The sequence below is a fragment of the Streptomyces sp. NPDC088147 genome, assembly GCF_044741565.1.
Lineage (GTDB): Bacteria > Actinomycetota > Actinomycetes > Streptomycetales > Streptomycetaceae > Streptomyces.
Map to the genome: position 1 here is coordinate 994,753 of NZ_JBIUSY010000001.1, position 22,070 is coordinate 1,016,822.

The window sequence follows — 22,070 nt, forward strand, 5'->3', positions numbered from 1 at the left end:
GAGAACCGAGGGGAACCGGGGACAATCGCCGCGTACCGAAGAGAATCCGAACCGAACCGCCGCGCACCGACGCCCACCGAACCGCGGCCCGGACCTCCGTCCCGGCCTGGACCTGGAGCACCATGACTGTCACGACCTCGGGCACGCTGCCGGACGAGGTGTACGACGTCGCTGTCATCGGCGCCGGAGTGGTCGGCACGGCCATCGCCCGTGAACTGACCCGCTATCCGCTGCGGATCGCGCTGGTGGAGGCGTCCGACGATGTCGGCGACGGGACGTCGAAGGCCAACACGGCCATTCTGCACACCGGTTTCGACGCCGTGCCCGGTTCGCTGGAGTCCCGGCTCGTACGCGAGGGACAGCGGCGGCTCGCGGAGTACGCCGCGCTGACGGGGATCCCCGTCGAACCGCTCGGCGCCCTGCTCGTCGCGTGGGACGAGGAACAACTGGCCGTGCTCCCCGGGCTGGCGGAGAAGGCCGGGCGCAATGAGTACCACGAGACACGGATCCTGGACGCGGACGAGCTGTACTCCCGTGAACCGCGTCTCGGCCCCGGCGCGCTCGGGGCGCTCGAAGTCCCCGGCGAGAGCGTCATCTGCCCCTGGACGACGACGCTCGCGTACGCCACCCAGGCCGTACGGGCCGGGGCGGATCTGCACCTCAACTGCCGGGTGGAGGGCGTCGCCGAGCTGCCGGGCGACGAGTCCGCGCATGAACTGGCCACCGGCCGCGGCGTATTGCGGACGCATACGCTGATCAACGCCGCCGGACTGTACGCCGACGAGGTCGACCGGCTGCTCGGCCACACGGACTTCACCGTGACCCCCCGGCGCGGTCAGCTCATGGTCTTCGACAAGTTCGCCCGCGATCTGGTCCGGCACATCCTGCTGCCGGTGCCCACCGCGCTCGGCAAGGGGGTGCTGGTGGCGCCCACGGTGTACGGCAATGTGATGCTCGGCCCGACCGCCGAGGACCTGGACGACAAGACGGCGACCGGATCGACGGCCGAGGGGCTGGACTTCCTGCGGGAGAAGGGCGGACGGATCATGCCGGAGCTGCTCGACGAGGAGGTGACGGCCGTCTACGCGGGACTGCGCGCCGCCACCGAGGAGGACGACTACCGCATCCGCTCCCATCCCGGGCAGCGCTACATCACGGTGGGCGGTATCCGCTCCACCGGGCTGACCGCGTCCATGGCGATCGCCGCCCATGTCGTGGAGCTGCTCGCCGGCTCCGGCCGGGACCTGGGCGCGGCACGGGAGCTCGAACCGGTACGGATGCCGAATATCGGCGAGGCGTCGCCACGACCGTACGAGCGCGCCGAGCTGATCGCGGCGGACCCGGAGTACGGCAGGATCGTCTGCCACTGCGAACGGGTCTCGCGCGGGGAGATCCGCGACGCCCTCGCCAGTACCGTCCCGCCCCGCTCGCCCGAGGGGCTGCGGCGGCGCACCCGCGCCCGGGGCGGCCGGTGCCAGGGCTTCTACTGCGGCGCCACCGTACGCGCCCTGCTCGACGCCGAACTTCCAGAGGCCGCCGAAGCCCCCGAAGCCCCGGGCGCGGTCGGCACGTACGGCACGCCCGGACCGTCCGGCACGCCAGGACCGTCCGATGACGGCGAACCATCCCAGCGGCCGGAGGTCGGACCATGAGCGCGACATCGGACCGGGATGCCATGTCCTCGGGCCCCGGCCCCGGCCGGCAGCGGCGCTCGGTCGATGTGCTGGTGGTCGGCGCGGGCCCGGCGGGTCTGGCCGCGGCCGAGCGGCTGGCCGCCTCGGGCGCCGGTACGGTCGAGGTCGTCGACCGCGAGGAGGAGGCCGGCGGCGTCCCCCGCCACTGCTTCCACACCGGGTTCGGCCTGCGTGATCTGCACCGTCCGATGAGCGGCCCCGCGTACGCCCGCCACTGGCGCGATCTGGCGACCGGCGCGGGAGCGACGCTGCGCACCGGTGTCTCCGTCACCGGCTGGGCGGGACATCACGGGCGCGAGGTCTCCCCCGGCGGCCCCGGGCCGCTCACCGTGGAGACCACCGGACCCGAGGGCCTGGAAAGCCTCTCGGCCGGGGCGGTCGTCCTCGCCACCGGCGCGCGCGAACGGCCGCGCGGCGCACGGCTGGTGCCGGGGACACGGCCGGCCGGTGTGTTCACCACCGGCGAGCTGCAACAGGCCGTCCATCTGCACCATCAGCGGATCGGGCTGCGGGCCGTCGTCATCGGGGCCGAGCCCGTCGGCTACTCCGCGGCGCGCACCCTGCGGAGCGCGGGCGTGGAGATCGCGGCGATGGTCACCGAACAGCCGCACCACCAGTCCTCCTGGGCCTCGGGGCTCGGATCCCGGCTGCGCCACCGCGTACCGCTGCTCACCGGCACGACCGTCACCGAACTGCTCGGCCGGGGCCGGCTCACCGGGGTCGCGCTGCGGCACGACGACGGCAGGACGACCACCGTCGGCTGCGACACCGTCGTCTTCACCGGGGACTGGATCCCCGACCATGAGCTGGCCCGCCGTGGCGGGATCACCCTCGACCGGGGCACCCGGGGCCCGGCGGTCGACACCGCGTTCCGCACGGCCGCGCCCGGCGTCTTCGCCGTCGGTAATCTGCTGCACGCCATCGAGCCCGCGAGCACCGCCGCCCGGGAGGGCCGGCTCGTCGCGGGGCCCGTGCTGCGGTATCTGGCGGACGGCGCCTGGCCGGGCGGACAGCTGCCGGTGGAGGTGGACGCGCCCCTGCGGTGGGTCGCGCCGAACCGTATCGATCCACGCGGTCCGCGCCCGCCGCTGGGCCGCTTCACGCTCCGTACGGCACGCCCGGCCGACCGGCTGTCGTTCCTCCTGGTCAGCCAGGACGGGCGGGTGCTGCACCGGGAACGGCTACGGCGTGGCGCGGTGCCGAACCGCCCGCTGTACGCCTCCGCCGACTGGATCGACCGCGCCGATCCCGGCGGCGGCCCGGTCGTGATCAGCACAGGCTGAGCCCGGCCGCGGCGCCGCCCCGTCGCGTGTACGGGCTCAGAGATCGTCGGACCCCAGGACCGCCGCGTAGAAACCGGCGCGCCCGGCGAGCGGCGTCAGCTCACCCGCCCGCCGGGCCGGGAAGCAGACCAGCGGGTAGCAGTCGGACTCTATGTCGAGGACGGCGAGCGCCACGCCGAGTTCCAGATGAAGCCGGCCGGCCTCATTGAGGAAGGCGGCGGTGTCCAGCGGCTCCGCGTCCGTGCCGTCCGTACCGTCCGAGTCCTCCGGGCCCGCGAGGGACCACGGGTCGACGGTCGGACGGGATTCGAGACCCCGGAGCTGACGTCTGATCTCGTCGCCGCCCTCCTTCCAGTCGACCTCGGCCAGCAGCCCCTGGGCGGTGAGGGCGTCGACGAGCGCGATCCACGCGAGGTTCTCGATGGGCGCGTCGATGCCGCGGCGATCAAGCCGCGCGGCGTGCGTACGGACATAGGCGTCCGGGTCGTCGTACGCGAACAGGGCCTCTTCGGCGACGACCGCGCGGCCGGGCGCGAGGAGCTCGGCCAACTCGGCGAGCGCCTGCGCGGCGGGTGCGGAGGCGGAGGCGGAGGCGGAGGCGGGACGATCCGTCATGATGACAGCTCCTCAGAGGTCGGCTCAGGAACCAGCGCACGGCGACAACCAGGGCTGGGCGTCGGGAAATCCAGGTGTCCAGGGGTGGATCACCGGCCCGGGAAACACCCTCCCACGGGGGTCTGACAACCGGCCCGCTCGCGCGGGGCCACCGGAAGCGGGGCCGGGGAGCGGGCCCGGAGGCACGGCCACGGGAAACACGGACCACCCTTCCCCGCAGAGTGAACGCTGAGTGACCGGCTCCGGTCCTGCGACTGTGGGCGCGGCGACGGTTCCCCGACGCGGTGATCCCTGTGTGGTGATCGGTGTTGGCCGTTGGAACGTCGTTCACGCGCAGGCCACGCCCGGTGTCAACCATAAAGGAGTAGCCAGGGGGCCGTCCCCGGCGCGCTTGTTGATGCGCTCGCACTCGGGAGACCGCAGAATGACACGCATACGCTCCGCAGTCACCGCCGTCGACCGCCGCTCCTTTCTCACCGCCACCGGAGCGGTCGGCGTCTCCGCCGGGATCGGGCTGGCGCTCGGCGCGGGCGGCGGTCCCGGGGAAGCGGCCGCCGCGCCCGGAGTGACCGCCGCACCCTCCGTCCCCGCCCCCCGCGGCCCCGCCGCCCCGGCCACGCCCATCCGTACCGTCCCCGCCCGTACGACGCTGGAGACGGTGGCCGCTCCCCGTGACAGCGCCGCGGCCTTCCGGCGGCTCGGCGACGGTCCCGGCTGGCGCAGGGTCGTCCGCGAGACGCTCGCGGCCCCGCGGCCCGGCCGCGCCCAGCGGCGCACCGTACTCAGCTCCTTCGTCCAGCTCACCGATCTGCATCTGGTGGATGTCCAGCACCCGGTGCGCACCGAGTATCTGCGCTCGCAGCAGCTCTCGGGATGGCGGCCCCAGGAGGCGCTCACCGTCCCCGGGGCGGTGGCCCTGATCGAGCAGATCAACGCGCTGAAGGCCGGCCCCGCGACCGGGGCGCCGCTCTCCTTCGCCGTGACGACGGGCGACAACACCGACAACAACTCCCGGGCGGAACTGGACTGGTTCCTCACGGTGATGAGCGGTGGCCGTATCTCCCCCAACACCGGTGACCTCCAGCGTTACGAAGGGGTGCAGAACTCCGACGAGCGGCTGTTCTGGCACCCGGAGGACTCCCGTCGCGACACCGACAAGCGGCTCGGCTACCCCCGTATCGACGGGTTCCTCGACGCCGCGATCCGGTCCGTGAACAGCCCGGGGCTGCGTATCCCGTGGTACTCGACCGTCGGCAATCACGACGGTCTGGCCAGCGGGGCGATGGCCGACCCGTCCGGCTTCCTCGCCGAGTTCGCCGTCGGTGCGAAGAAGCTGTACGGCATCCCCGACGCCGAGGCCAAGCAGCTGCTGAAGCTCCTCTCGAAGGGCGGGGACCCCCACGGCGAGAAGCTGATCGACCTGCTGCGCCGCTCGAAGCGCGCGATGCGGTCCATCACCGCGGATCCGCGCCGGGCGCCGTTCGGTCCCCGTGAGCATCTGACCGCGCACCTCGACCCGGAGCGGGCGGGCGCCGGTCCGGCCGGCCATGGCTACACCGCGGCCAATCTGGACGACGACACGCTCTACTACACGTTCCCGATGGGCGAGAACGTCACCGGGATCAGCCTCGACACCACCGACCGGGGCGGCCACTACACCGGTTCGCTCAACACCGCCCAGCTCACCTGGCTGAAGCGCAAGCTCGCGGAGCACCGGGACGGATACGTCGTCATCTTCAGCCATCACAACAGCTGGACGATGACCAACACCCACCCCGACCCCGCCCACCCCGGCGAGGCCCGGCACAACGGCGACGAGGTCCTGGCGCTGCTCAAGCGGAACCGCAATGTGCTGGCCTGGGTCAATGGCCACAGCCACCGCAACTCGATCCTTCCGCACGGCAGCTTCTGGGAGATCTCCACCGCCTCGCACATCGACTTCCCGCAGCTCGCCCGGGTCATCGAGATCACCGACAACGGGGACGGCACGCTCTCGCTGTTCACCACGCTGATCGAGTCGGCGGCGCCGCACAGGACCGACTTCGAGGACCTCTCGCAGACCGGTCTCGCCGCCCTGTACCGCGAGCTGTCGCACAACGCCCCGGGGTCGACCACCGCCCCGTCGGGCAAGTCCACGGACCGCAACACCGAGCTGCTGCTGAGCCGCTGACACCCCCGCCGACAGCACCTTCGGCACCTCCGCCGACAGCCCCGGCCGCTGACGCCGCCCGGGGGACGACACCGCCCAGGAAGGGACGCACAGCCATCCACCCCGGTCCTGCCTCCGACCGCGGCCACCGGACCCGGCACACTGTCCGGGGCGGTTCCGGATCCGGTGCCCGCCCGACGACCGCCGTGGGAGGCACGATGCCGCTGCAGATCAGCGCGACCAATCCGGAGCAGCCGGCCGTGCTGCTGGATCTGCCGTGGACCACTCCGCTCGACCAGTGGCCCGACGAGTGCCTGGTCGCGCTCCCGCGCGGTATCTCGCGCCATGTGGTGCGCTTCGCCTCGGCGGGGCCCGAGGTCGTGGCGGTCAAGGAGATATCGGAGCGCGGGGCGGTCCGCGAGTTCGGTCTGCTCCGCGATCTGCACCGCCTCGGGATCCCGGCCGTGGACCCGGTCGCGGTGGTGACCGGGCGTGTGGACGCGGACGGGGCACCCCTGGAACCGGCGCTGATCACACGCCATCTCAAGGGATCGCTGCCCTATCGCTCGATGTTCGAGTCGACGATGCGGCCGACCACCGTGAAGCGGCTGATGGACGCGCTGGCCGTGCTGCTCGTACGACTGCATCTCGCCGGGTTCGCCTGGGGCGACTGCTCGCTGTCCAACGCGCTCTTCCGGCGGGACGCGGGCGCGTACGCCGCGTATCTGGTGGACGCGGAGACAGGACAGATCCAGCAGAACCTGAGCCGGGGACAGCGCGATTACGACATCGAGCTGGCGCGGGTGAACATCGCCGGGGAACTGATGGACCTGGAGGCGTCGGGGGCGCTGCACCCTTCCGTCGACCCGGTGCCCTTCGGCGCGGCGATCGTCCAGCGGTACGAGGATCTCTGGCACGAGGTGACGCGCGAGTCCGTGTATCCGGTGGACAAGCGGCACTACATCGACCGCCGGATCCGCCGGCTCAACGATCTGGGCTTCGATGTCGCGGAGATGCAGATCGAGCGCTCCCCGGTGGGCGACACCGTCACCTTCCTGCCGAAGGTCGTGGACGCGGGCCATCATCAGCGGCAGCTGCTGCGTCTGACCGGCCTGGACGCCGAGGAGAACCAGGCGCGCCGGCTGCTGAACGACCTGGAGAGCTGGATGGCCGGCGAGGAGGACTACGCGCCCGGCGATCCCCTGGGGGCGCGGCCCGAGGTCCTCGCGCACCGCTGGGTCCGCGATGTCTTCCGGCCGACCGTACGGGCCGTACCGCTGGAGGCGCGCGGCGAGATGGACGCGGCGCAGATCTACCACGAGGTGCTGGAGCACCGCTGGTATCTGTCGGAGGCGGCGGGGCGCGATGTCGGTCTGGAGGCGACGATCGCGGACTACCTCGTGAACGTACTGCCGCACTCGGTGAACGCGATGACGCCTCCGGGGGCGGAGACGACGGGCGGTCTCTCGCCCTGACCCCGGGACGCGGCCCTCGGGAGCCGGCCTCCCGACGGCGCTCCGGACCCGGGTGCCGTGTGCCCGCTCACTGGAGGGCGCGTACCGCCGCCGCGAAGACCGACGGCATCCGGGCCGCCGCCGGGACGATCAGCCGGGCTCCCGCCGCGTGGCCGCTGACCCTCAGCAGCCCCTCCGTCAGCATCCGGTGGCGCCGGGACAGCGCGCGCCACCGCCGCTCGTACTCCTGCGGCCGGCCCGCCCGCAGACACCGGACGGCCGCCTCCGCCGAGGCCAGCGCGAGCGCGATGCCCTCGCCGGTGAGGGCGTCGACATACCCGGCCGCGTCGCCGACGAGCAGCACCCGGCCCGCGCTGCGGCGGCGTACCCGCTGGCGCAGAGGGCCCGCGCCGCGCACGGCGCCGACCGGCTCACCGTCCAGCAGCGGGAGCAGCCGGGGGAAGCGGGCCAGATGGTCGTCGTAACCGCCCTTCACCGTGGTCAGTACGGCCACCCCGACCAGGTCGTCCGCCACGGGTGTCACATACGCCTCTCCCGCCCGCCCCGACGACGACCAGTGGACCTCGACGAAGTCCGTCCAGGGCTTCATGCGGTAGTGCCGCCGCTGCCCGTACCGCCGGGGCCGCCGGTCGGGGACGTCCAGACCGAGGCGGCGGCGTACGGGTGAGCGCAGCCCGTCGGCGGCGACCAGCCAGCGCGCCCGCAGTCCGCCCGCGGTCACGGAGTCCGCGGTCTGCTCCACCGCGCCGACCCGGCCGGTCACGGTCCTGACACCGGCCTCCGCGGCCCGTCGTGCCAGCGCGGCGTGGAGTTCCGTACGCCGCACCCCGAGCCCGGGTCCGTCGTCGAACGGGGCCTCGGCCCGGTGGGCGCCGCGGACGTAGCGGATGCCGCGCAGCGGATGGCCCGGGAGCGGGCCGAGGCCGAGGGCGGACAGCGCGCGTACGCCGCTCGGCATCACGCCTTCGCCGCACGCCTTGTCGACGGGGGTGGAACGGGGTTCGATCACGACCGTCTCCAGCCCGGCCAGCGCGGCGTGCACGGCGGTGGCGAGACCGGCGGGTCCGCCGCCCACCACCAGCAGATCGATCATGGCCGGGCGCCGGCGGCGGCCGAATCCAGCGCGCGGTTCTCGCACCGTATCCGGATCGTCAGCAGCACCGCGTTGAACACGGTGAACAGCAGCGCGGTGATCCAGGCGCCATGGACGAGCGGCAGCGCGATGCCTTCCGCCGCCACCGCCACATAGTTGGGGTGCCGCAGCAGCCGGTACGGGCCGCCGGTCACCAGCGGAAGTCCCGGCACGACCAGTACCCGGGTGTTCCAGCGCGGGCCGAGCGTACGGATGCACCACCAGCGCAGCGCCTGCGCGGCCAGCACGACGGCGGCCATCGGCCAGCCGAGCGCCGGGTCGAACGGCCGGTCGGCCAGCCACACTTCCGCGAGACAGCCGAGCAGCAGCAGGGTGTGCAGCGCGACCATCGGCGGGTAGTGCCCCCGCCCCCGCTCGACGGCCCCGCGCGCCAGACTCCAGCGGGTGTTGCGCCGGGCGACGACGAGTTCGGCGACGCGCTCCGCGCCCACGGCCAGTACCAGCGCGGTGTACCAGATCATGTCTCCCCGTCCCTCTGTCTCTTCTCCCCTGTACCGCTGTCTCTTCTTCTCTGTTCCTCTGTCTCCTCTCCTCTGTGTCTCGCCGCCGACGCCGCCGCCCTACCAGCGGAGCAGCACGAGCTCGGAGCAGAACCCGGGCCCCATCGCCAGCAGCAGCCCGTGGGTACCGGGCGGTGGCGGGCGCTCGGCGAGCGTGTCGCGCAGCACATGCAGTACGGAGGAGGACGACAGATTCCCGACCGCCGCCAGCGAACGCCAGGTCATGTCGAGGGCGTCGGCGGGCAGTCGCAGGACCTCTTCGACGGCTTCCAGCACCTTCGGCCCGCCGGGGTGGCACACCCACGCGGTGATGTCCTCGCGCGCCAGTCCGTTGGCGGCGAGGAATCCGTCGACATCCGCGGCGAGGTTCTTGCGGACCAGATCCGGAACGCTCGCGTCCAGGACGATACGGAACCCGGAGCCCGTGATGTCCCAGCCCATCGCCTGCTCGGTGTCCGGGTAGAGCCGGCTGCGCGTGTCGACGACGACGGGGCCGCCGGCCCGGCGCCCGGGGCCGCAGGCGACGACGGCCGCGGCGCCGTCCCCGAAGAGCGCGGTCGCGACGAGATTGGCGGACGAGACGTCGTCACGCTGGAAGGTGAGCGAGCACAGCTCGACCGAGAGGAGGACGGCCACCTCGTCGGGACGTCCGAGCAGATAGTCGTGGAGCCGGGCGATGCCGGCCGCTCCCGCCACACAGCCGAGCCCGAAGACCGGCACCCTCTTCACGTCGGAGCGCAGTCCGAGCCGTCCGACGAGGCGCGCGTCCACGGACGGCGCGGCGATGCCCGTCACCGAGGTGAACATCAGCAGATCGACATCGCGGGGGGAGAGCCCCGCCTCGTCCAGCGCCCGGCCGACCGTCTCGACCCCCAGCGGCACGGCTCCGGCGATGAAGGCGTCGTTCACCGCCCCGAAGTCCTTGAGGCCGTCGTACTGGTCGAGGGGGAGGGCCGTGTGGCGCGTGTCCACGCGCGCGCCGCGGTGCAGCCGGTCGAGTACCTGCCGGTCGGCACCCGCGGGCAGACAGGTCTTGGCGACCATGTCCGTGATCTCGTGCTGGTGATACCGATGCGGAGCCAGGGCTCCGTGGACGGCTGCGATGCGAGTCATCTGCGGTCCGGGGTCGGAGGGGCGGCTGATGTGCCATCCCTGCCCCCGACCGGTCGTGCCACACACGAAGTCGCCTGTACGGCCCCTCAGGACCGGTTGTACGACCGCGCCGTGACGGGCGGTCCGGCCGGGACGAGGCGCGGGCGTGACGGACCGACCGCTGTCGGCGGTGCTGCTTACGATGGACTCGTGGACGCCATCGACCAGCCGGGGAGCATCGTCCGTACACCACTCGGCGAGGCTCCGGCCGGGTGGCCGCGCCGGGTGGCGCGGCTGCTGGGCGCGTTGCTGGGCGCGTGCCATCCGGGTCCCACGGCCGCGGTGACGCTGCTGGTCGCGGGGCTCGCGGTGGCCGCCGGGCAGGACGTGCCCGGCTGTCTGCTGGTGACCGCCGCCGTTCTGACGGGGCAGTTGTCGGTCGGCTGGAGCAATGACGCCGTCGACGCGGCGCGGGACACCGCGGCCGGACGCCGCGCGAAGCCCGTGGTGGACGGGGCCGTCGGCGCGCGTACCGTACGGGCCGCGGCCGTGACGGCGCTGGTTCTGTGCGTTCCGCTGTCGCTGGCGTACGGCGCGCTCGCGGGCGTGGTGCATCTCGTGGGGGTGGCCGCGGCCTGGCTGTACAACGTCCGGCTGAAGTCGACGGTGCTGTCGTGGCTGCCGTACGCGATCGGGTTCGCTTCCCTGCCCGCCTTCGTGACGCTCGGTCTGCCGGGGCAGCCCCGGCCGGCCTGGTGGATCGTCACCGCCGCGGCGCTGGTGGGGGTCGGGGCGCATCTGGGCAATGTGCTGCCGGACATCGAGGCGGATCTCGCGCTGGGGGTACGGGGCTGGCCGCAGCGGCTGGGGCCGGCCGCCGTGCGGCTGCTCCTGCCGGCCCCGCTGGTGGCGGCGACGGTCCTTCTCGCGCTCGGCGGAGCGGGCGTGGTCGGTGCGGTCGCCGTCGCCGTGGCGCTGATCACGGCGGTCGGCGGCTCGCTGCTGGGCCGCCGCCGCCCCAAGGTGCCGTTCCTCGCGGCGATCGTGGTCGCGGGTGTCGATGTCGCGCTGCTGCTGTGGCGGGGGGCCGCGCTCGGCTGACCCGGGGCCCGCCGGGGTACGGCGTCAGCCGGAGACGCCGAGCCGCTCGCGGAGGAAGGTGATCGTGCGCTCCCAGGCGAGCGCGGCGGAGGTGGCGTGATACGCCTCGGGACGGCCGTCGTTGAAGAAGGCGTGGCCCGCCCCCGGGTAGAGATGGATGACCGGAACGATCCCGGACTGGGACTCGATCGCGGTACGCAGTTCCTCGAGGCTCGACGGCGGAACGGTGTCGTCGTCCCCGCCGTAGTGGCCGAGGATCTCGGCCTTGAGGTTCGAGAAGTCGGGGACACCGTCCCGATTGACACCGTAGAACGGCACGGCCGCGGAGACCCGCTGGTCCTTCGCGGCGAGACTGAGCACGAATCCGCCGCCCATGCAGAAGCCGACCGTGCCGATCGTCTCGCCGTCCGTCTCGGGCCGCGCGAGCAGGTAGTCGACGGCTCCGGAGAGCAGGTCGACACCCCGCTCGGTGGGCAGGTCGCCCATCATGCGCAGCGCCTCGCCGGAGTCATGGGCGACCCGGCCGCCGTACAGATCCGGGGCGAGGGCGACGAAGCCCGCCCGTGCGAGGCGGTCGGCGATGTCCTTGATGTGGGCGGTCAGGCCCCACCATTCCTGGATGACGATGACGCCGGGGCCGTGTCCGGCGGGCGGTACGGCGAGATATCCGTACGCGGTCGTTCCCGCGCTCGGGAACGAGACGTTCTGAAGGGTGGATTCGGTGGGCGCGGTGGAGTCGTTGGAGTCGGTCGGCTCGGTGGCCATGGCAGGTGCTCCCAGCTCTGGAGTGCGGTGACGGAACGACATCGAGATCGTATGAAACGCGGGAGCGCGGAGGGCGCGCGCCTCTCCGGGCCGCACCCGGGTACACACGACGGGCACGCTGCGCCGGTCTCGCGCGTTGTCGGAGTGGCTCTGTGTGACACCTGAGGAGAGATGACGGAAATGGCCCTGTGGGACCGGTTCAAGGAATCCGCCGCGACGATGCAGACGCAGCTCATGGCGAAGAAGAACGACCTCAAGAGCGGCTCGTTCCGCGACGCGAGCATGGCGATGTGCGCTCTGGTCGCCGCGGCCGACGGCTCCGTCGACCCCGCCGAACGCCAGCGGGTCGCCTCGTTGATCGCCACCAATGAGGTACTGCGGAACTTCCCCGCGGACGACCTCCAGCGCCGCTTCGACGGCTATCTCAACCAGCTGACCGCCGACTTCGCGTTCGGGAAGGTGGGCGTCCTCCAGGAGGTGGGCAAGGCCAGGAAGAAGCCCGACGAGGCACGGGCCGTCATCCAGATCGGCATCGTCATCGGCGGCGCCGACGGCGACTTCGACAAGACGGAACAGGCCGTGGTCCGCGAAGCCTGCTTCGCGCTCGACCTGCCGCCGCACGAGTTCGACCTCTGAGCGGACCGTCCGGCCGGATACGCACGGGGCGGTGGCCGTCGGCCACCGCCCGCGTCGTCTCTCCTTCTCCTGGACTCAGTTCGTTCAGCGCCGCTCGGCGGAACCGGTCCTGGCGGCTGAGCCGGTCCTGGGAGCCGGATCGGTCGTGGAAGCCGGATCGGTTCTGGAAGCCGGATCGGTTCTGAACGCCCAGGCCATGTCAGGCTCCAGCGCGAAGCGGAAGAGCCGCTGGACCGGGGGCGTGCAGAGCAGCGTGACGACCACGCCCGCGAGGACGGTGACGAAGACCGGGCCGATGGGCCGGTGCAGCCAGTCGGCGTCGTACCAGTCCCAGGTGCTCGCGCTCTGGGCGAGGAATCCGTGCAGCAGATAGCCGCAGAGCGTGCCGGCTCCCAGCAGCGTGAACCACATGCGGCGGCCGGGGACCCAGGCGAAGAAGCACGCGGTCAGTACGAGGGAGCAGCCGAAGAGGGCGAGCGTCATCAGGATGCCGCTCCACCAGGGCGCGCCCAGTTCCTGCGCGCTGTCGCGGTGGAAGAACCACGCCATGTTCATGCGGGTGACGGCCCAGTACGCGAAGACCACCGTGGCGGCGAAGACCGGAACGGCCAGAAGGCGTACTTCCTTGCGGCGGACCAGCTGGAAGTGCTCGGGCTTGAGCCGCAGGCCGAGCACGAAGAACGGCAGGAACTGGAGCACCCGCTGGAGATCGAGGTCGTCGCCGATGTCCGGGGAGAGCGAGGCGAGCATGGCGATCCCCAGCGCGACCGGGACGGGCCACCGCACCAGACGCCAGATCGGCGCCGTCATCCGCCAGACGAAGAGGGCGAGCAGGAACCAGGTCAGATACCAGGGGTCGAGCAGGGTGATCTCCATGGCCGGATCGTCCGCGGCCCACCGGTGGAAGAGGCTGTAGGCGACCTCGAACACGATGTACGGCACGGCGATGCCGGTGATCAGCCGGCGCACCCGGTCGGGCCGGAAGTCGAAATTCCGGGAGAAATAGCCCGAGATAATGATGAATGCCGGCATATGGAAGGCGTAGACGACGATGTAGAGCGCCGAGACCGCCCGGCTGCCGTCCCGCAGCGGCTCCCACGCGTGTCCCATCGCGACCAGCACGATCGCCAGGAACTTGGCGTTGTCGAAGAACGCGTCCCGCTTCTTGGCCGGTGGCGCGGCCGGCCCGGCCGCCGCGGCTTCCGCCGGTTTCGCGGTCGCCGTGGCCCGTACCGACTGATCGGTGAGCTGCGTCACAGAGCCTCCCAGAGGGAACCCGGATCGGTGAACACACCTCTTACAGAAAATGTGAGGGGAAAACGTGGGGCGAACATTCAAGGCACCCTAACCAGGGCTCCCGCCGGCTCTCCACCTGGGTGGCGCGGATCCGGAGGCCCCTACCGAGCCGTCACACACTCGCCACACGGCCTCCTTCCGGCCACATCCCCCCGGACGGCGTGAGGGCCCACCTCCGGGCCGGACTCACTGGGCCTTGAGGAGGTCCGCCGCGAGCTGGTCGATCCGTGTCCGCCAGGCGGCCAGGACCGCGTCCGCGTCGGCTCCCTCGGGGCCGGTCTGGGTCAGCACCAGCCGGGCCCCGTGACCGGTCCCCTGTCCCAGTTCCCAGGTGACCGACCCCTCGGGCTGCCAGGTATAGGTGAGCGACTTCGGCGCCCTGACCTCCGTGACATGGCCCGCCGGAACGTTCTCGGCGGTGAACCCGACGGGGACGGGCAGGCCCGCCACCGGCTCGATGCCCGCCGACAGGACGTCCCAGACGGTCGCGGCCGGCCGTACCAGCTGACGTTCCAGCCGGATCCGCGGGCCGGCGGCGTCGCCCCCGGCCGGCTCGGCGGTGCCACGGCCGAGACCGAACCGCCGTACGTACGTCTCGTGCAGCTCACCCGTGTCACGGCCCACGGTGACCGGACCCCCGGCGAGCAGCTGGGCGAGCGCGGCGATACAGAGGTGCCAGCCGGAGGCGAAGCTCGCCGCGCCCGCGAGATCATCGAAGGTGTGCACGAGCGTGAGCAGCGAGCCCTCTCCGTCGGGCGCGACGGACCAGCTCAGATGGTCGGTACCCCAGGTGAACGCGAAGAGGCGGGGCTCGTCGACATCCGTGACGGTGCCGGTCATGCCCGGTCCGCTGACGCCGGGGAAGTGGAAACCCATCGCGCCACCGGGGGTGAGGTCGACGGTCACCTCGGAGGGGAACCACTGGGCGAGAGCGGCGGGTTCGGTGAGCGCGGCCCAGACCTTCCCGGGAGGGTGCGGAAGCCTGCGCTCCATCCGCAGGGCGGTCCGGCCGTCGGCGGCGGTCGTCAGCGTGTCGTCCTGCGAGATGTCGTGCCAGGTGTGGTCGTAGGGGGTGCCGTCGTGCGGGTTCGTGTTCATGAGGGGTCGTCCTCCATCGCGTCGAGACCTGCCGGCCCCCGACGAGACCGGCGTCGCGCAGTACCCGCAGATGCTGGCATACGACCCCATGGCAAGGGACGCTCCAGCGCGGCGCGGTGTCATGAAATTTCCGCTATACAGGGCGGCGATTACGCTCCGGATCTGGCCGGATCCGCGTCGTGACAGGACGTCAGTAAAGGCTTCATAGTTGGAAGTTCGGGCATTCCGGAGCCGCTTTCCACTCCCCCGGGAAATCGCTCCGCCACGGCACCCGAAAGTACCCGCGCAACGTCACCGCAAAGCACTGCGGCCCAGGCCATCAGGCTGCACAGAACGGCGCAAGGAGAGCGGCCGTGCATGACGAATTCCTGTGCCATGTCACCGCGTACGGAATCTGCGGTGGACAGCGTATCGGCGTTCCGCTGGGAACATATCGCGCCCCCACTCTGGCACTTGCACTGTGGTGGTTGCGGGATCGTGCGACCTGGATCGCGGAACGGCTCGATCCCAGCCCCGAAAACGACCATTTTCCGGCCGCCGCACTCACTCCGGTGGGGCGTGGCGTGCCGGACGTACCGACGACGCTCCGGACCTGGCGGGACGATACGGCCCATCAGGACATGGTCGCCGAGCACTTGGCGGCCGGGCGTCTCATCCGTGTCGCCACCCGCGACGACACCACGGAATACGAGTTACTGGCGGAATCGGTGGACGCGCTGCGGATGGACCGCGCGCTGCCGCCTCTGATCACACCGGAAGTACTGCCGGAGCCGCTTCACCGGGACCGTCCACTGGTCGCTTCGGCACCCGGATCCGCCCACGAGTACCGAAGACACGGCGGCGGTCAGGGCCGGAGGACCGGGGGTGATGATTCCTTCGGGGACACCTTGGAGTTCGGCCGGATATACCGGTGAACGATGAATGACGGCCGAATGACGAACGAATGACAGAGGAACGGGGAACGGGGAACGGAGAACGGGCGACGGGGGGAACGGGGAATCCCGGGTTATCGGCACGGCGCCGCCGGTCAGCGCCCGGGACCCTCTCCCTGCGCGATCTCGATATGGGTGTGCAGGTCGTTCGCCGCCGCCACGGCCGAGACGCCGGACAGCGTCAGGCACATCAGCAGCGCGCCCGCGACGAGACGGCGGGTCCGGGGCCCGAGCGCGGGCCGGCCGCTCGGCCCGGTACCCAGCAGCGCGGCGACACGGCGCGGCACCGGGCCCGCGGTCGCCGCGAGCACGGTCCTGGGCCTGACCGACCCCGGCCGGCCCGGCGCACCGCGGGCGGCCAGCGCGGCGCGCCCGATCGCGCGGGCGGCGAGACGCCGGTCACCGACGGCCGCGGCGGCGGCCTCGTCCGCGGCGCGCTCCAGCGCGTAGCCGAGCGGTTCGCGCAGTGAGCGCAGGGCGGGGTGGCAGAGCGCGGCCAGTTCCGCCGCCGCGAGCAGGACATGGTGACGGCCGCGCAGATGGGCGCGTTCATGGGCGAACAGCGCCTCGCGCTCGGCCGGTTCCAGGGCGCGCAGCATGCCGGTGGTGACGACGATCCGGCCGGGGCGGCCGGGCAGCGCGTACGCGTCGGGGCGGTCGTCCCGTACCACCGCCAGTTCGCCGTCCGTACCGCCCGTGAGGGCCCTGGCCCGGCGCAGCTCCGCCCGGTCGCGCCGCGCGGCGGCGGTGAGCGCCGCCGCACGCCGGACCAGCAGAGCCCCGGCGACGAGCGCGAGCGCGATGGTCACCGGGGGTGGTCCGGCCGCCAGCGGCTCGGCGAGTTCACCGAGGACGGCGACGGCGGGGAGATACGACGCGCCCGGTACGACCAGCAGCGCCAGGGCCGCGGAAGCGCTGACGGCCAGGACCAGCGCGGCGGCGGTGAGCAGCAGGGCCGCGCGGCGCGGCGGGAGGGCCGCGGCGACCCGGCGGGCGGCGGGCGCCGCGAGGAAGGGCATCAGGAGCGGGATCAGTACGAGGTAGGTCATCCGGCCCCGCCGTCGTCCAGCAGCGAGCGCAGCAGCCGCTCGTCCTCGTCGTTGAGCTGGGAGACGAAGCGGGCGAGCACCGCGCTCCGGTCCTCGTCCTTCGCCAGCTCGGAGTGCATACGGCGGGCGGTCAGCCCGGGGGCGTCCTCGGTCGGGGAGTACGCGTAGCCGCGCCCCGAACGGATGCGCGTGACACTGCCCTTCTCGTACAGCCGCGACAGAATCGTGGTGACGGTGGTGCGGGCGAGCGATCCACCGAGCGCCTCCTGGACACGTCCGGGTGTGAGCGGCTCCTCGGCCGCCCACAGCGCCGCGAGCACACCGGCTTCCAGCTCCCCAGCCGGCCGCCGTTCCGCGCCGTCGTCACCCATGGGAACGCTCCTCCCGCTCTCTTCGTCTACAGTGAAGTAGACCGTCTACAGAACTGTAGTCAATCGGGTCGTCATGCGGGACACCCCTGTCCGCCCCTCCGTCCACCATTATGGGAGCAGCCCTTCAATGGACGTATCCGCCCTCGCGACGACGCCACAGGCCGTGAACCTTCTCGACGCGGGCTCATTGCTCTCCGCGTTCGGCGCCCTCGGCATCGCCGTCGTGCTCTTCGCCGAGACCGGCCTCCTCGTCGGTTTCTTCCTCCCCGGTGACTCACTGCTCTTCACCGCCGGGCTGCTCTGTGTCTCCGGCGCGAACGGAACCGCGCATCTCTCGCTCCCGCAGGTCCTGACCGCGTCGGTCCTCGGCGCTCTGCTGGGCGCGCAGACCGGCTACTGGATCGGTCTGCGCGGCGGCCGGGCGCTGCTGGCGCGCAGCCGCGCCCGCAAGCTGCGCGAGGGAGCGGCCCGCGCGGAGGAACTGCTCGAACGCTACGGCCACGCGAAGGCCATCGTGCTCGCCCGCTTCGTCCCGGTCGTGCGCACCGTGCTGAACCCGCTGGCCGGAGCCCTGAACGTGCCCGCCCGTCTCTTCACCCTCTGGCAGGTCCTCGGCGGCGTGCTCTGGACCGTCGGGCTCGTACTCGCCGGATACGCGCTCGGCTCGACCGTGCCCAATGTCGACCGTTATCTGCTGCCCATCGTCGCGGTCATCGTGGTCATCTCGCTCGTTCCGCTCGCCCTGGAGGTGCTGCGCTCGCGCCGCGCCGCCGCGTCCCCGGCCGGGACCGGAGCCGCCGGATCCCTGCCCGAGTCCCCCGAGGAGGCACGTTGACCGTGAACGCGTGGGCGCCGGGCGCGTCCGATGAGCGATGGTTCGACGAGGGTCTGTACCGGTCCGTGACCGGCCTGGCGGACCGCTCACCCGGCCCGCTGGACACCGCCGTCTCCCTCTGGTCCACCTACGGTCTGGCCCTGTTCGGCGCGCTCCTGCTGGCGGCGTGGTGGCGCGCCCGGCCCGCGGCCGGCGCTCCGCGGTCCTCGGCGCGTGCCGTCATGGCACTCGCCGCGCCGCTCGCGCTGGTGCTGGCGTACGTCGCCGGTCTGGCCCTCAAGTCGGTGATGCGGGAGCAGCGGCCCTGTCAGACGCTGCACACGATCACCATCGAGGCCTGCCCTCCGCTGGGCGACTGGTCGCTGCCGAGCAACCACGCCGCGATCGCGGCGGCGGCGGCCGTCGCGCTGCTGTTCGTCGACCGCTCGCTCGCGGCGGTCGCGGTCCCGGCGGCGCTGCTGATGGCCGGATCACGGGTCTGGGTCGGGGCGCACTACCCGCACGACGTCGTCCTCGGGCTGCTGGTCGGTTCCGTGGTGGCCTGGGCGCTGATGAGCCTCGCGCGACGCACCGCTCCGCTGGCCGAACGGCTCCATGACACCCCGCTGCGCCCGCTGGTGGCCCGTCGGTGAGCCTGACGGGACCGCCGGCCCGCAGAGCCGTCCGCACGGCGCCGCTGATCGTCACCGCGCTGTGCGCCGGGGCCTTCGCCCTGCTGGCCGTGCTCATCACGAGCCGCGGCGGCGCCCCGTTCCCGCTGGACACGGACGCGCTCGACTGGTCGGTCGGGCACCGCTCGTCCCCCGCGGCCGTCACGGCGGCGCGGGCCGTGACGGCGAGCGGCACCGGGCCGTATCCCTATCTGTGCGCGGTCGTGGCGGGGCTGCTCGCCGGCCGCGACGCGCGGCACCGGCTGGTGGCGGCGGCCGGCGCGCTGGTGTTCCTCCTCGCGGGACAGGCCGCCCGCTACGGCCTGCTGGCGGCCGTGGCCCGTCCCCGGCCGCCGATGGCGGACTGGCTGACCCACGCCTCCGGCTTCGCGTTCCCCTCCGGGCACACCACCACGTCGGCGCTCGCGGCGGGTCTGCTGATCTGGGGCCTCCTCCGCTTCGCCCGCGTATCCGAGGCGATACCCGGACGGCTGAGAGGGGCGCTCATCGCGCTCCTCGTCTGCTGGGCCGTCGCCGTGGGGCTGAGCCGGATCTATCTCGGGGTGCACTGGGCGACGGATGTCGTGGGCGGATGGCTCTACGCCGCCACCTGGCTCGGGCTGGGCGCGTCCTTCGTCCCGGCCCGATCGCACCTCCCGGCCGGACGGTCGCACCACGAGCACTCGCCGCATCCGCCGCCGGACGACCGATGAGTCCCGGACCTCGCGGGCGTCTACCTCTTAGACCCTGATCCCCCCTGATCAACCCCGATCGAGAAAGGACGGCCGCCATGTTCGGCAACACCCCGGCGTTCAGCGGATTCGCCGTGAACGACATCGAGAAGGCCAGGCACTTCTACGGCGAGACACTGGGACTGACGGTGGAGGAGGAGCACGGCCTGCTGCATCTGCGTCTCGCGGGCGGAACCAGCGTGCTCATCTACCCGAAGCCCGATCACACACCCGCGTCGTTCACGATCCTCAACTTCCCGGTGGACGACATCGACGCGGCGGTCGACGAACTGGGCCGCCGCGGCGTGACCTTCGAGCGCTACCCCGGAATGGAAGCGGACGAGAAGGCTGTCTTCCGGGGCGGCGGCCCGTACATCGCGTGGTTCACGGACCCGGCGGGGAACGTCCTGTCCGTGCTCCAGGACCGCTAGGGCGTGTTACGGAAGTCCCGTCCGCCCTCAGAGCGCGCGGTGCATGATGTGCAGCCCGACATAGCCGCGCGCCGGGTGCAGGAAGCCCTCCGGGAGCGTGCCCAGTACCTCGAAGCCGAGCGACCGGTACAGCTTCACCGCGTGCACATTGGTCTCGACGACCGCGTTGAACTGCATCGCGCGGTATCCCGCCGCGCGGGCCCAGTCGATCGAGTACGTACAGAGCGCCCTGCCCAGCCCGCGGCCCGCGTGCGCCGGGTCGACCATGTAACTCGCGCTCGCGATGTGCGAGCCGTTGCCCATGTGGTTCCGGTTCATCTTCGCCGTGCCCAGGACCGTACCCGCGTCGTCGACGGCGACGACGGTGCGGTTCGGCGGCGCGACCAGCCACATGTCACGGCCGTCGGCCTCGCCGAGCCCGAGGGGGTAGGTGAAGGTCTCGCCCTCGGCGACGATCCGGTGGAAGAACGGCCAGATGGCGGGCCAGTCCTCGGGGGTGGCTTCCCTGATCAGCATGCGGCCAGAATGCCCGGACACACCACGGGCCCACCAGTGCTTTTCCCTCTCACGCCTCGGTGGCGGCCACGGCCGACCTGAGCGGGGCGCCCGCGTCGTGCAGGCTTCTGAGCGCCTGGCGGTAGGAGGTGAGAAGGCCCGTCTCCAGATAGTCGATCCCCAGCTCCTGGCAGTAACGCCGGACGAGGGGCTGGGCCCGGCGCAGATGCGGGGTGGGCATGCTCGGGAAGAGGTGGTGCTCGATCTGGTAGTTGAGCCCGCCCAGCGCGAGATCGGTGAACCAGCCGCCGCGCACATTGCGCGAGGTGAGGACCTGGCGCCGGAGGAAGTCGGGGCGGTCGTCACCGGTCAGGGTCGGCATGCCCTTGTGGTTGGGGGCGAAGATCGAGCCGAGATACAGACCGAACAGGCACTGGTGGACGGCGAGGAAGGCCACCGCCTTGCCGGGCGGCAGGACCACGAACAGCGCGCCGAGATAGAGCGCGAAGTGGGTGAAGAGCAGCAGGCCCTCCAGGCGACGCTGTTTCAGCGAACGGTCGGCCAGTGCCCGTACCCCGGCCACATGGAGGTTGATGCCCTCCAGCGCGAGGAGCGGGAAGAACAGATAGGCCTGCGAGCCGCCGATCAGCCGGGGCAGCCCCTTGGCCGCGCGCGCCTGGCCGCGGGTCCACACCAGTACGTCGGGTTCGACGTCCGGATCCAGTTCCACGTGGTTCGGATTGGCGTGGTGCCGGGAGTGCTTGTCCTGCCACCAGCCGTATCCCATGCCGATACCGAGATTCCCGGCGAGCCGGCCGGCCCAGGCACTGGCCCGGCGCAGCCGGAACACCTGGCGATGTCCCACGTCATGTGCGACGAGGGCGACCTGTCCGAAGACGACGGCGAGGAAAGCGGCGACGGCGAGCGTCCACCAGCTGTCGCCGAGAAGGGCGAAGGCCGCCCAGCCGACCGCGTAGAGCACGGCGATGAGCGACATCCGCGCCACGTAATACCCGGGCCGTCGGCGCATCAGGCCGGCCGCGGTGATTTTCCTCGCCAGGCAGGCGAAATCACTGCCGGCTTCCCGTCGATTTTCGAGCACCGCGGGTTCACCTGAGGGATGGATCGCCATTCAGCCACGCCTTTCGGGTCGGTCTCGACCGTCTTGAGCCGGCTGTTGATTGTGTACACCGACCGGGAATGTGTTTTCGAGTGTAGCCGTCCACCACCCCCGAACGGCGGATACGGGCGCGGCCGGCATCGGTCCGATACCCAGTCCGGGTACTGTCCTGGAAAAACGGATAAGAAGAGAATAAGCCGAGGAGAGGTGAGGCGCTCATGTTCGAAGCCGAGGACATCCGGGAGTGGCGCGGCCACGACGTGGTCGATGTCGAAAAGCGGAAGATCGGCTCGCTGGAGGCCATCTATGTCGACACCGCGACGGACGCCCCGTCGTTCGCCACGGTCACGGTCGGACTGCCCATGAAACGGCGGCTGGTCTTCGTCCCGCTGGCCGACGCCACTGTCGGACCGGATTATCTGAAGGTCCCGTGGGACAGGAAACTCGCCAAGGACGCCCCGTCGATCGATACCGACGGAGAACTTCTCTCCGAGGACGAACCGCGGATCTTCTCGCACTACGGGCTGCCCTACGCGACCGGAACGCAGGGTGAGCGCCGGCTCGGCCGCCGCTGAAAAAGCGACGCGGGCGCGGGGCGC

The 22,070-nt window shown here is 71.9% G+C and carries 22 protein-coding genes and 1 pseudogene; 12 read left to right on the forward strand and 11 right to left on the reverse strand.

Annotated elements, in window-relative coordinates; genetic code table 11:
* Positions 1–122 precede the first annotated feature (122 nt).
* Both ACIOGX_RS03510 and ACIOGX_RS03515 read left to right on the forward strand, forming a co-directional pair.
* Positions 123–1,652: an FAD-dependent oxidoreductase gene (locus tag ACIOGX_RS03510; RefSeq protein ID WP_401909916.1), complete on the forward strand. Its 1,530-nt coding sequence runs from the start codon at positions 123–125 to the stop codon at positions 1,650–1,652.
* Entirely contained in the window at positions 1,649–2,977 is a 1,329-nt protein-coding gene (locus tag ACIOGX_RS03515) for an NAD(P)/FAD-dependent oxidoreductase (RefSeq protein ID WP_401909919.1), read from the forward strand. The genes ACIOGX_RS03510 and ACIOGX_RS03515 overlap by 4 nt, the downstream gene beginning before the upstream one ends.
* A gap of 36 nt (positions 2,978–3,013) precedes the next feature.
* Here the strand turns inward: ACIOGX_RS03515 and ACIOGX_RS03520 are convergent, their stop codons facing one another.
* Positions 3,014–3,592: a hypothetical protein gene (locus ACIOGX_RS03520; RefSeq protein ID WP_401909921.1), complete on the reverse strand. Its 579-nt coding sequence runs from the start codon at positions 3,590–3,592 to the stop codon at positions 3,014–3,016.
* A 424-nt stretch (positions 3,593–4,016) separates the two neighbouring features.
* Here ACIOGX_RS03520 and ACIOGX_RS03525 point away from each other — a divergent pair, with 424 nt between their 5' ends.
* Positions 4,017–5,762: a TIGR03767 family metallophosphoesterase gene (locus tag ACIOGX_RS03525; RefSeq protein WP_401909924.1), complete on the forward strand. Its 1,746-nt coding sequence runs from the start codon at positions 4,017–4,019 to the stop codon at positions 5,760–5,762.
* Between the two features lie 197 nt (positions 5,763–5,959).
* On the forward strand, positions 5,960–7,216 hold the full coding sequence (locus ACIOGX_RS03530; protein WP_129767648.1) for a DUF4032 domain-containing protein: 1,257 nt from the start codon (positions 5,960–5,962) through the stop codon (positions 7,214–7,216).
* 67 nt (positions 7,217–7,283) lie between these two features.
* On the opposite strand, the gene ACIOGX_RS03535 is transcribed toward ACIOGX_RS03530, so the two are convergent.
* The 3 genes from ACIOGX_RS03535 to ACIOGX_RS03545 form a co-directional block, all read right to left on the reverse strand.
* Positions 7,284–8,309: an NAD(P)/FAD-dependent oxidoreductase gene (locus tag ACIOGX_RS03535; protein ID WP_401909927.1), complete on the reverse strand. Its 1,026-nt coding sequence runs from the start codon at positions 8,307–8,309 to the stop codon at positions 7,284–7,286.
* The gene (locus ACIOGX_RS03540; protein WP_401909930.1) at positions 8,306–8,830 is read right to left on the reverse strand and encodes an isoprenylcysteine carboxyl methyltransferase family protein; all 525 of its coding nucleotides are present in this window, start codon (positions 8,828–8,830) and stop codon (positions 8,306–8,308) included. Before ACIOGX_RS03540 ends, ACIOGX_RS03535 begins: the two co-directional genes overlap by 4 nt.
* 99 nt (positions 8,831–8,929) lie before the next feature.
* A complete protein-coding gene (locus ACIOGX_RS03545; protein ID WP_356518643.1) occupies positions 8,930–9,982 on the reverse strand; it encodes a 3-oxoacyl-[acyl-carrier-protein] synthase III C-terminal domain-containing protein in 1,053 nt (350 codons plus the stop codon).
* Positions 9,983–10,171: 189 nt separating this feature from the next.
* On the opposite strand from ACIOGX_RS03545, the gene ACIOGX_RS03550 reads away from it, so the two are divergent.
* Positions 10,172–11,062: a UbiA family prenyltransferase gene (locus tag ACIOGX_RS03550; protein WP_401909933.1), complete on the forward strand. Its 891-nt coding sequence runs from the start codon at positions 10,172–10,174 to the stop codon at positions 11,060–11,062.
* 24 nt (positions 11,063–11,086) lie between these two features.
* On the opposite strand, the gene ACIOGX_RS03555 is transcribed toward ACIOGX_RS03550, so the two are convergent.
* On the reverse strand, positions 11,087–11,827 hold the full coding sequence (locus ACIOGX_RS03555) for a dienelactone hydrolase family protein (RefSeq protein ID WP_356518642.1): 741 nt from the start codon (positions 11,825–11,827) through the stop codon (positions 11,087–11,089).
* A 180-nt stretch (positions 11,828–12,007) separates the two neighbouring features.
* On the opposite strand from ACIOGX_RS03555, the gene ACIOGX_RS03560 reads away from it, so the two are divergent.
* Positions 12,008–12,463 carry a tellurite resistance TerB family protein gene (locus tag ACIOGX_RS03560; RefSeq protein WP_129767762.1) on the forward strand — a complete coding sequence of 152 codons (456 nt, stop codon included), beginning with the start codon at positions 12,008–12,010 and terminating at the stop codon, positions 12,461–12,463.
* A gap of 84 nt (positions 12,464–12,547) precedes the next feature.
* Here the strand turns inward: ACIOGX_RS03560 and ACIOGX_RS03565 are convergent, their stop codons facing one another.
* Together ACIOGX_RS03565 and ACIOGX_RS03570 are read right to left on the reverse strand one after the other, a co-directional pair.
* Positions 12,548–13,720 (reverse strand): acyltransferase family protein, encoded by a 1,173-nt coding sequence (locus tag ACIOGX_RS03565; RefSeq protein WP_401909936.1) that lies wholly within the window; start codon positions 13,718–13,720, stop codon positions 12,548–12,550.
* Between the two features lie 225 nt (positions 13,721–13,945).
* The gene (locus ACIOGX_RS03570; RefSeq protein ID WP_356518640.1) at positions 13,946–14,857 is read right to left on the reverse strand and encodes an SRPBCC family protein; all 912 of its coding nucleotides are present in this window, start codon (positions 14,855–14,857) and stop codon (positions 13,946–13,948) included.
* A 353-nt stretch (positions 14,858–15,210) separates the two neighbouring features.
* Between ACIOGX_RS03570 and ACIOGX_RS03575 the strand changes: the two are divergent.
* Positions 15,211–15,612: pseudogene (locus ACIOGX_RS03575) on the forward strand (hypothetical protein); the annotation flags it as partial.
* A gap of 272 nt (positions 15,613–15,884) precedes the next feature.
* On the opposite strand, the gene ACIOGX_RS03580 reads toward ACIOGX_RS03575, so the two are convergent.
* The gene (locus ACIOGX_RS03580) at positions 15,885–16,838 is read right to left on the reverse strand and encodes a M48 family metalloprotease (protein WP_356518639.1); all 954 of its coding nucleotides are present in this window, start codon (positions 16,836–16,838) and stop codon (positions 15,885–15,887) included.
* A complete protein-coding gene (locus ACIOGX_RS03585) occupies positions 16,835–17,209 on the reverse strand; it encodes a BlaI/MecI/CopY family transcriptional regulator (RefSeq protein ID WP_356518638.1) in 375 nt (124 codons plus the stop codon). Before ACIOGX_RS03585 ends, ACIOGX_RS03580 begins: the two co-directional genes overlap by 4 nt.
* Positions 17,210–17,336: 127 nt before the next feature.
* Between ACIOGX_RS03585 and ACIOGX_RS03590 the strand changes: the two genes are divergently transcribed.
* The 4 genes from ACIOGX_RS03590 (at position 17,337) to ACIOGX_RS03605 (ending at position 19,856) form a co-directional block, all read left to right on the forward strand.
* Positions 17,337–18,044, forward strand: coding sequence for a DedA family protein (locus ACIOGX_RS03590; RefSeq protein ID WP_401759482.1), 708 nt, complete (start codon positions 17,337–17,339; stop codon positions 18,042–18,044).
* Positions 18,041–18,676: a phosphatase PAP2 family protein gene (locus tag ACIOGX_RS03595; protein ID WP_401909941.1), complete on the forward strand. Its 636-nt coding sequence runs from the start codon at positions 18,041–18,043 to the stop codon at positions 18,674–18,676. The genes ACIOGX_RS03590 and ACIOGX_RS03595 overlap by 4 nt, the downstream gene beginning before the upstream one ends.
* Positions 18,673–19,407 carry a phosphatase PAP2 family protein gene (locus tag ACIOGX_RS03600; RefSeq protein ID WP_356518635.1) on the forward strand — a complete coding sequence of 245 codons (735 nt, stop codon included), beginning with the start codon at positions 18,673–18,675 and terminating at the stop codon, positions 19,405–19,407. The genes ACIOGX_RS03595 and ACIOGX_RS03600 overlap by 4 nt, the downstream gene beginning before the upstream one ends.
* Positions 19,408–19,484: 77 nt before the next feature.
* Complete coding sequence (locus tag ACIOGX_RS03605; RefSeq protein ID WP_356518634.1) at positions 19,485–19,856, forward strand: VOC family protein; 372 nt, start codon at positions 19,485–19,487, stop codon at positions 19,854–19,856.
* Between the two features lie 27 nt (positions 19,857–19,883).
* Here ACIOGX_RS03605 and ACIOGX_RS03610 read toward each other — a convergent pair whose 3' ends face one another.
* Together ACIOGX_RS03610 and ACIOGX_RS03615 are read right to left on the reverse strand one after the other, a co-directional pair.
* The gene (locus ACIOGX_RS03610; RefSeq protein WP_356518633.1) at positions 19,884–20,372 is read right to left on the reverse strand and encodes a GNAT family N-acetyltransferase; all 489 of its coding nucleotides are present in this window, start codon (positions 20,370–20,372) and stop codon (positions 19,884–19,886) included.
* 49 nt (positions 20,373–20,421) lie between these two features.
* Positions 20,422–21,453, reverse strand: a complete 1,032-nt coding sequence (locus ACIOGX_RS03615) for an acyl-CoA desaturase (RefSeq protein ID WP_356518632.1) — start codon at positions 21,451–21,453, stop codon at positions 20,422–20,424.
* 236 nt (positions 21,454–21,689) lie between these two features.
* On the opposite strand from ACIOGX_RS03615, the gene ACIOGX_RS03620 reads away from it, so the two are divergent.
* Positions 21,690–22,046, forward strand: a complete 357-nt coding sequence (locus ACIOGX_RS03620) for a PRC-barrel domain-containing protein (protein ID WP_356518631.1) — start codon at positions 21,690–21,692, stop codon at positions 22,044–22,046.
* Positions 22,047–22,070: the final 24 nt, after the last annotated feature.

Bases quoted from the DNA above. Each gene is read 5' to 3' on its own strand.
- ACIOGX_RS03510 (WP_401909916.1), top strand. From the start codon at position 123: ATGACTGTCACGACCTCGGGCACGCTGCCGGACGAGGTGTACGACGTC.
- ACIOGX_RS03515 (WP_401909919.1), top strand. From the start codon at position 1,649: ATGAGCGCGACATCGGACCGGGATGCCATGTCCTCGGGCCCCGGCCCC.
- ACIOGX_RS03520 (WP_401909921.1), bottom strand. From the start codon at position 3,592: ATGACGGATCGTCCCGCCTCCGCCTCCGCCTCCGCCTCCGCACCCGCC.
- ACIOGX_RS03525 (WP_401909924.1), top strand. From the start codon at position 4,017: ATGACACGCATACGCTCCGCAGTCACCGCCGTCGACCGCCGCTCCTTT.
- ACIOGX_RS03530 (WP_129767648.1), top strand. From the start codon at position 5,960: ATGCCGCTGCAGATCAGCGCGACCAATCCGGAGCAGCCGGCCGTGCTG.
- ACIOGX_RS03535 (WP_401909927.1), bottom strand. From the start codon at position 8,309: ATGATCGATCTGCTGGTGGTGGGCGGCGGACCCGCCGGTCTCGCCACC.
- ACIOGX_RS03540 (WP_401909930.1), bottom strand. From the start codon at position 8,830: ATGATCTGGTACACCGCGCTGGTACTGGCCGTGGGCGCGGAGCGCGTC.
- ACIOGX_RS03545 (WP_356518643.1), bottom strand. From the start codon at position 9,982: ATGACTCGCATCGCAGCCGTCCACGGAGCCCTGGCTCCGCATCGGTAT.
- ACIOGX_RS03555 (WP_356518642.1), bottom strand. From the start codon at position 11,827: ATGGCCACCGAGCCGACCGACTCCAACGACTCCACCGCGCCCACCGAA.
- ACIOGX_RS03560 (WP_129767762.1), top strand. From the start codon at position 12,008: ATGGCCCTGTGGGACCGGTTCAAGGAATCCGCCGCGACGATGCAGACG.
- ACIOGX_RS03570 (WP_356518640.1), bottom strand. From the start codon at position 14,857: ATGAACACGAACCCGCACGACGGCACCCCCTACGACCACACCTGGCAC.
- ACIOGX_RS03580 (WP_356518639.1), bottom strand. From the start codon at position 16,838: ATGACCTACCTCGTACTGATCCCGCTCCTGATGCCCTTCCTCGCGGCG.
- ACIOGX_RS03585 (WP_356518638.1), bottom strand. From the start codon at position 17,209: ATGGGTGACGACGGCGCGGAACGGCGGCCGGCTGGGGAGCTGGAAGCC.
- ACIOGX_RS03590 (WP_401759482.1), top strand. From the start codon at position 17,337: ATGGACGTATCCGCCCTCGCGACGACGCCACAGGCCGTGAACCTTCTC.
- ACIOGX_RS03605 (WP_356518634.1), top strand. From the start codon at position 19,485: ATGTTCGGCAACACCCCGGCGTTCAGCGGATTCGCCGTGAACGACATC.
- ACIOGX_RS03610 (WP_356518633.1), bottom strand. From the start codon at position 20,372: ATGCTGATCAGGGAAGCCACCCCCGAGGACTGGCCCGCCATCTGGCCG.
- ACIOGX_RS03620 (WP_356518631.1), top strand. From the start codon at position 21,690: ATGTTCGAAGCCGAGGACATCCGGGAGTGGCGCGGCCACGACGTGGTC.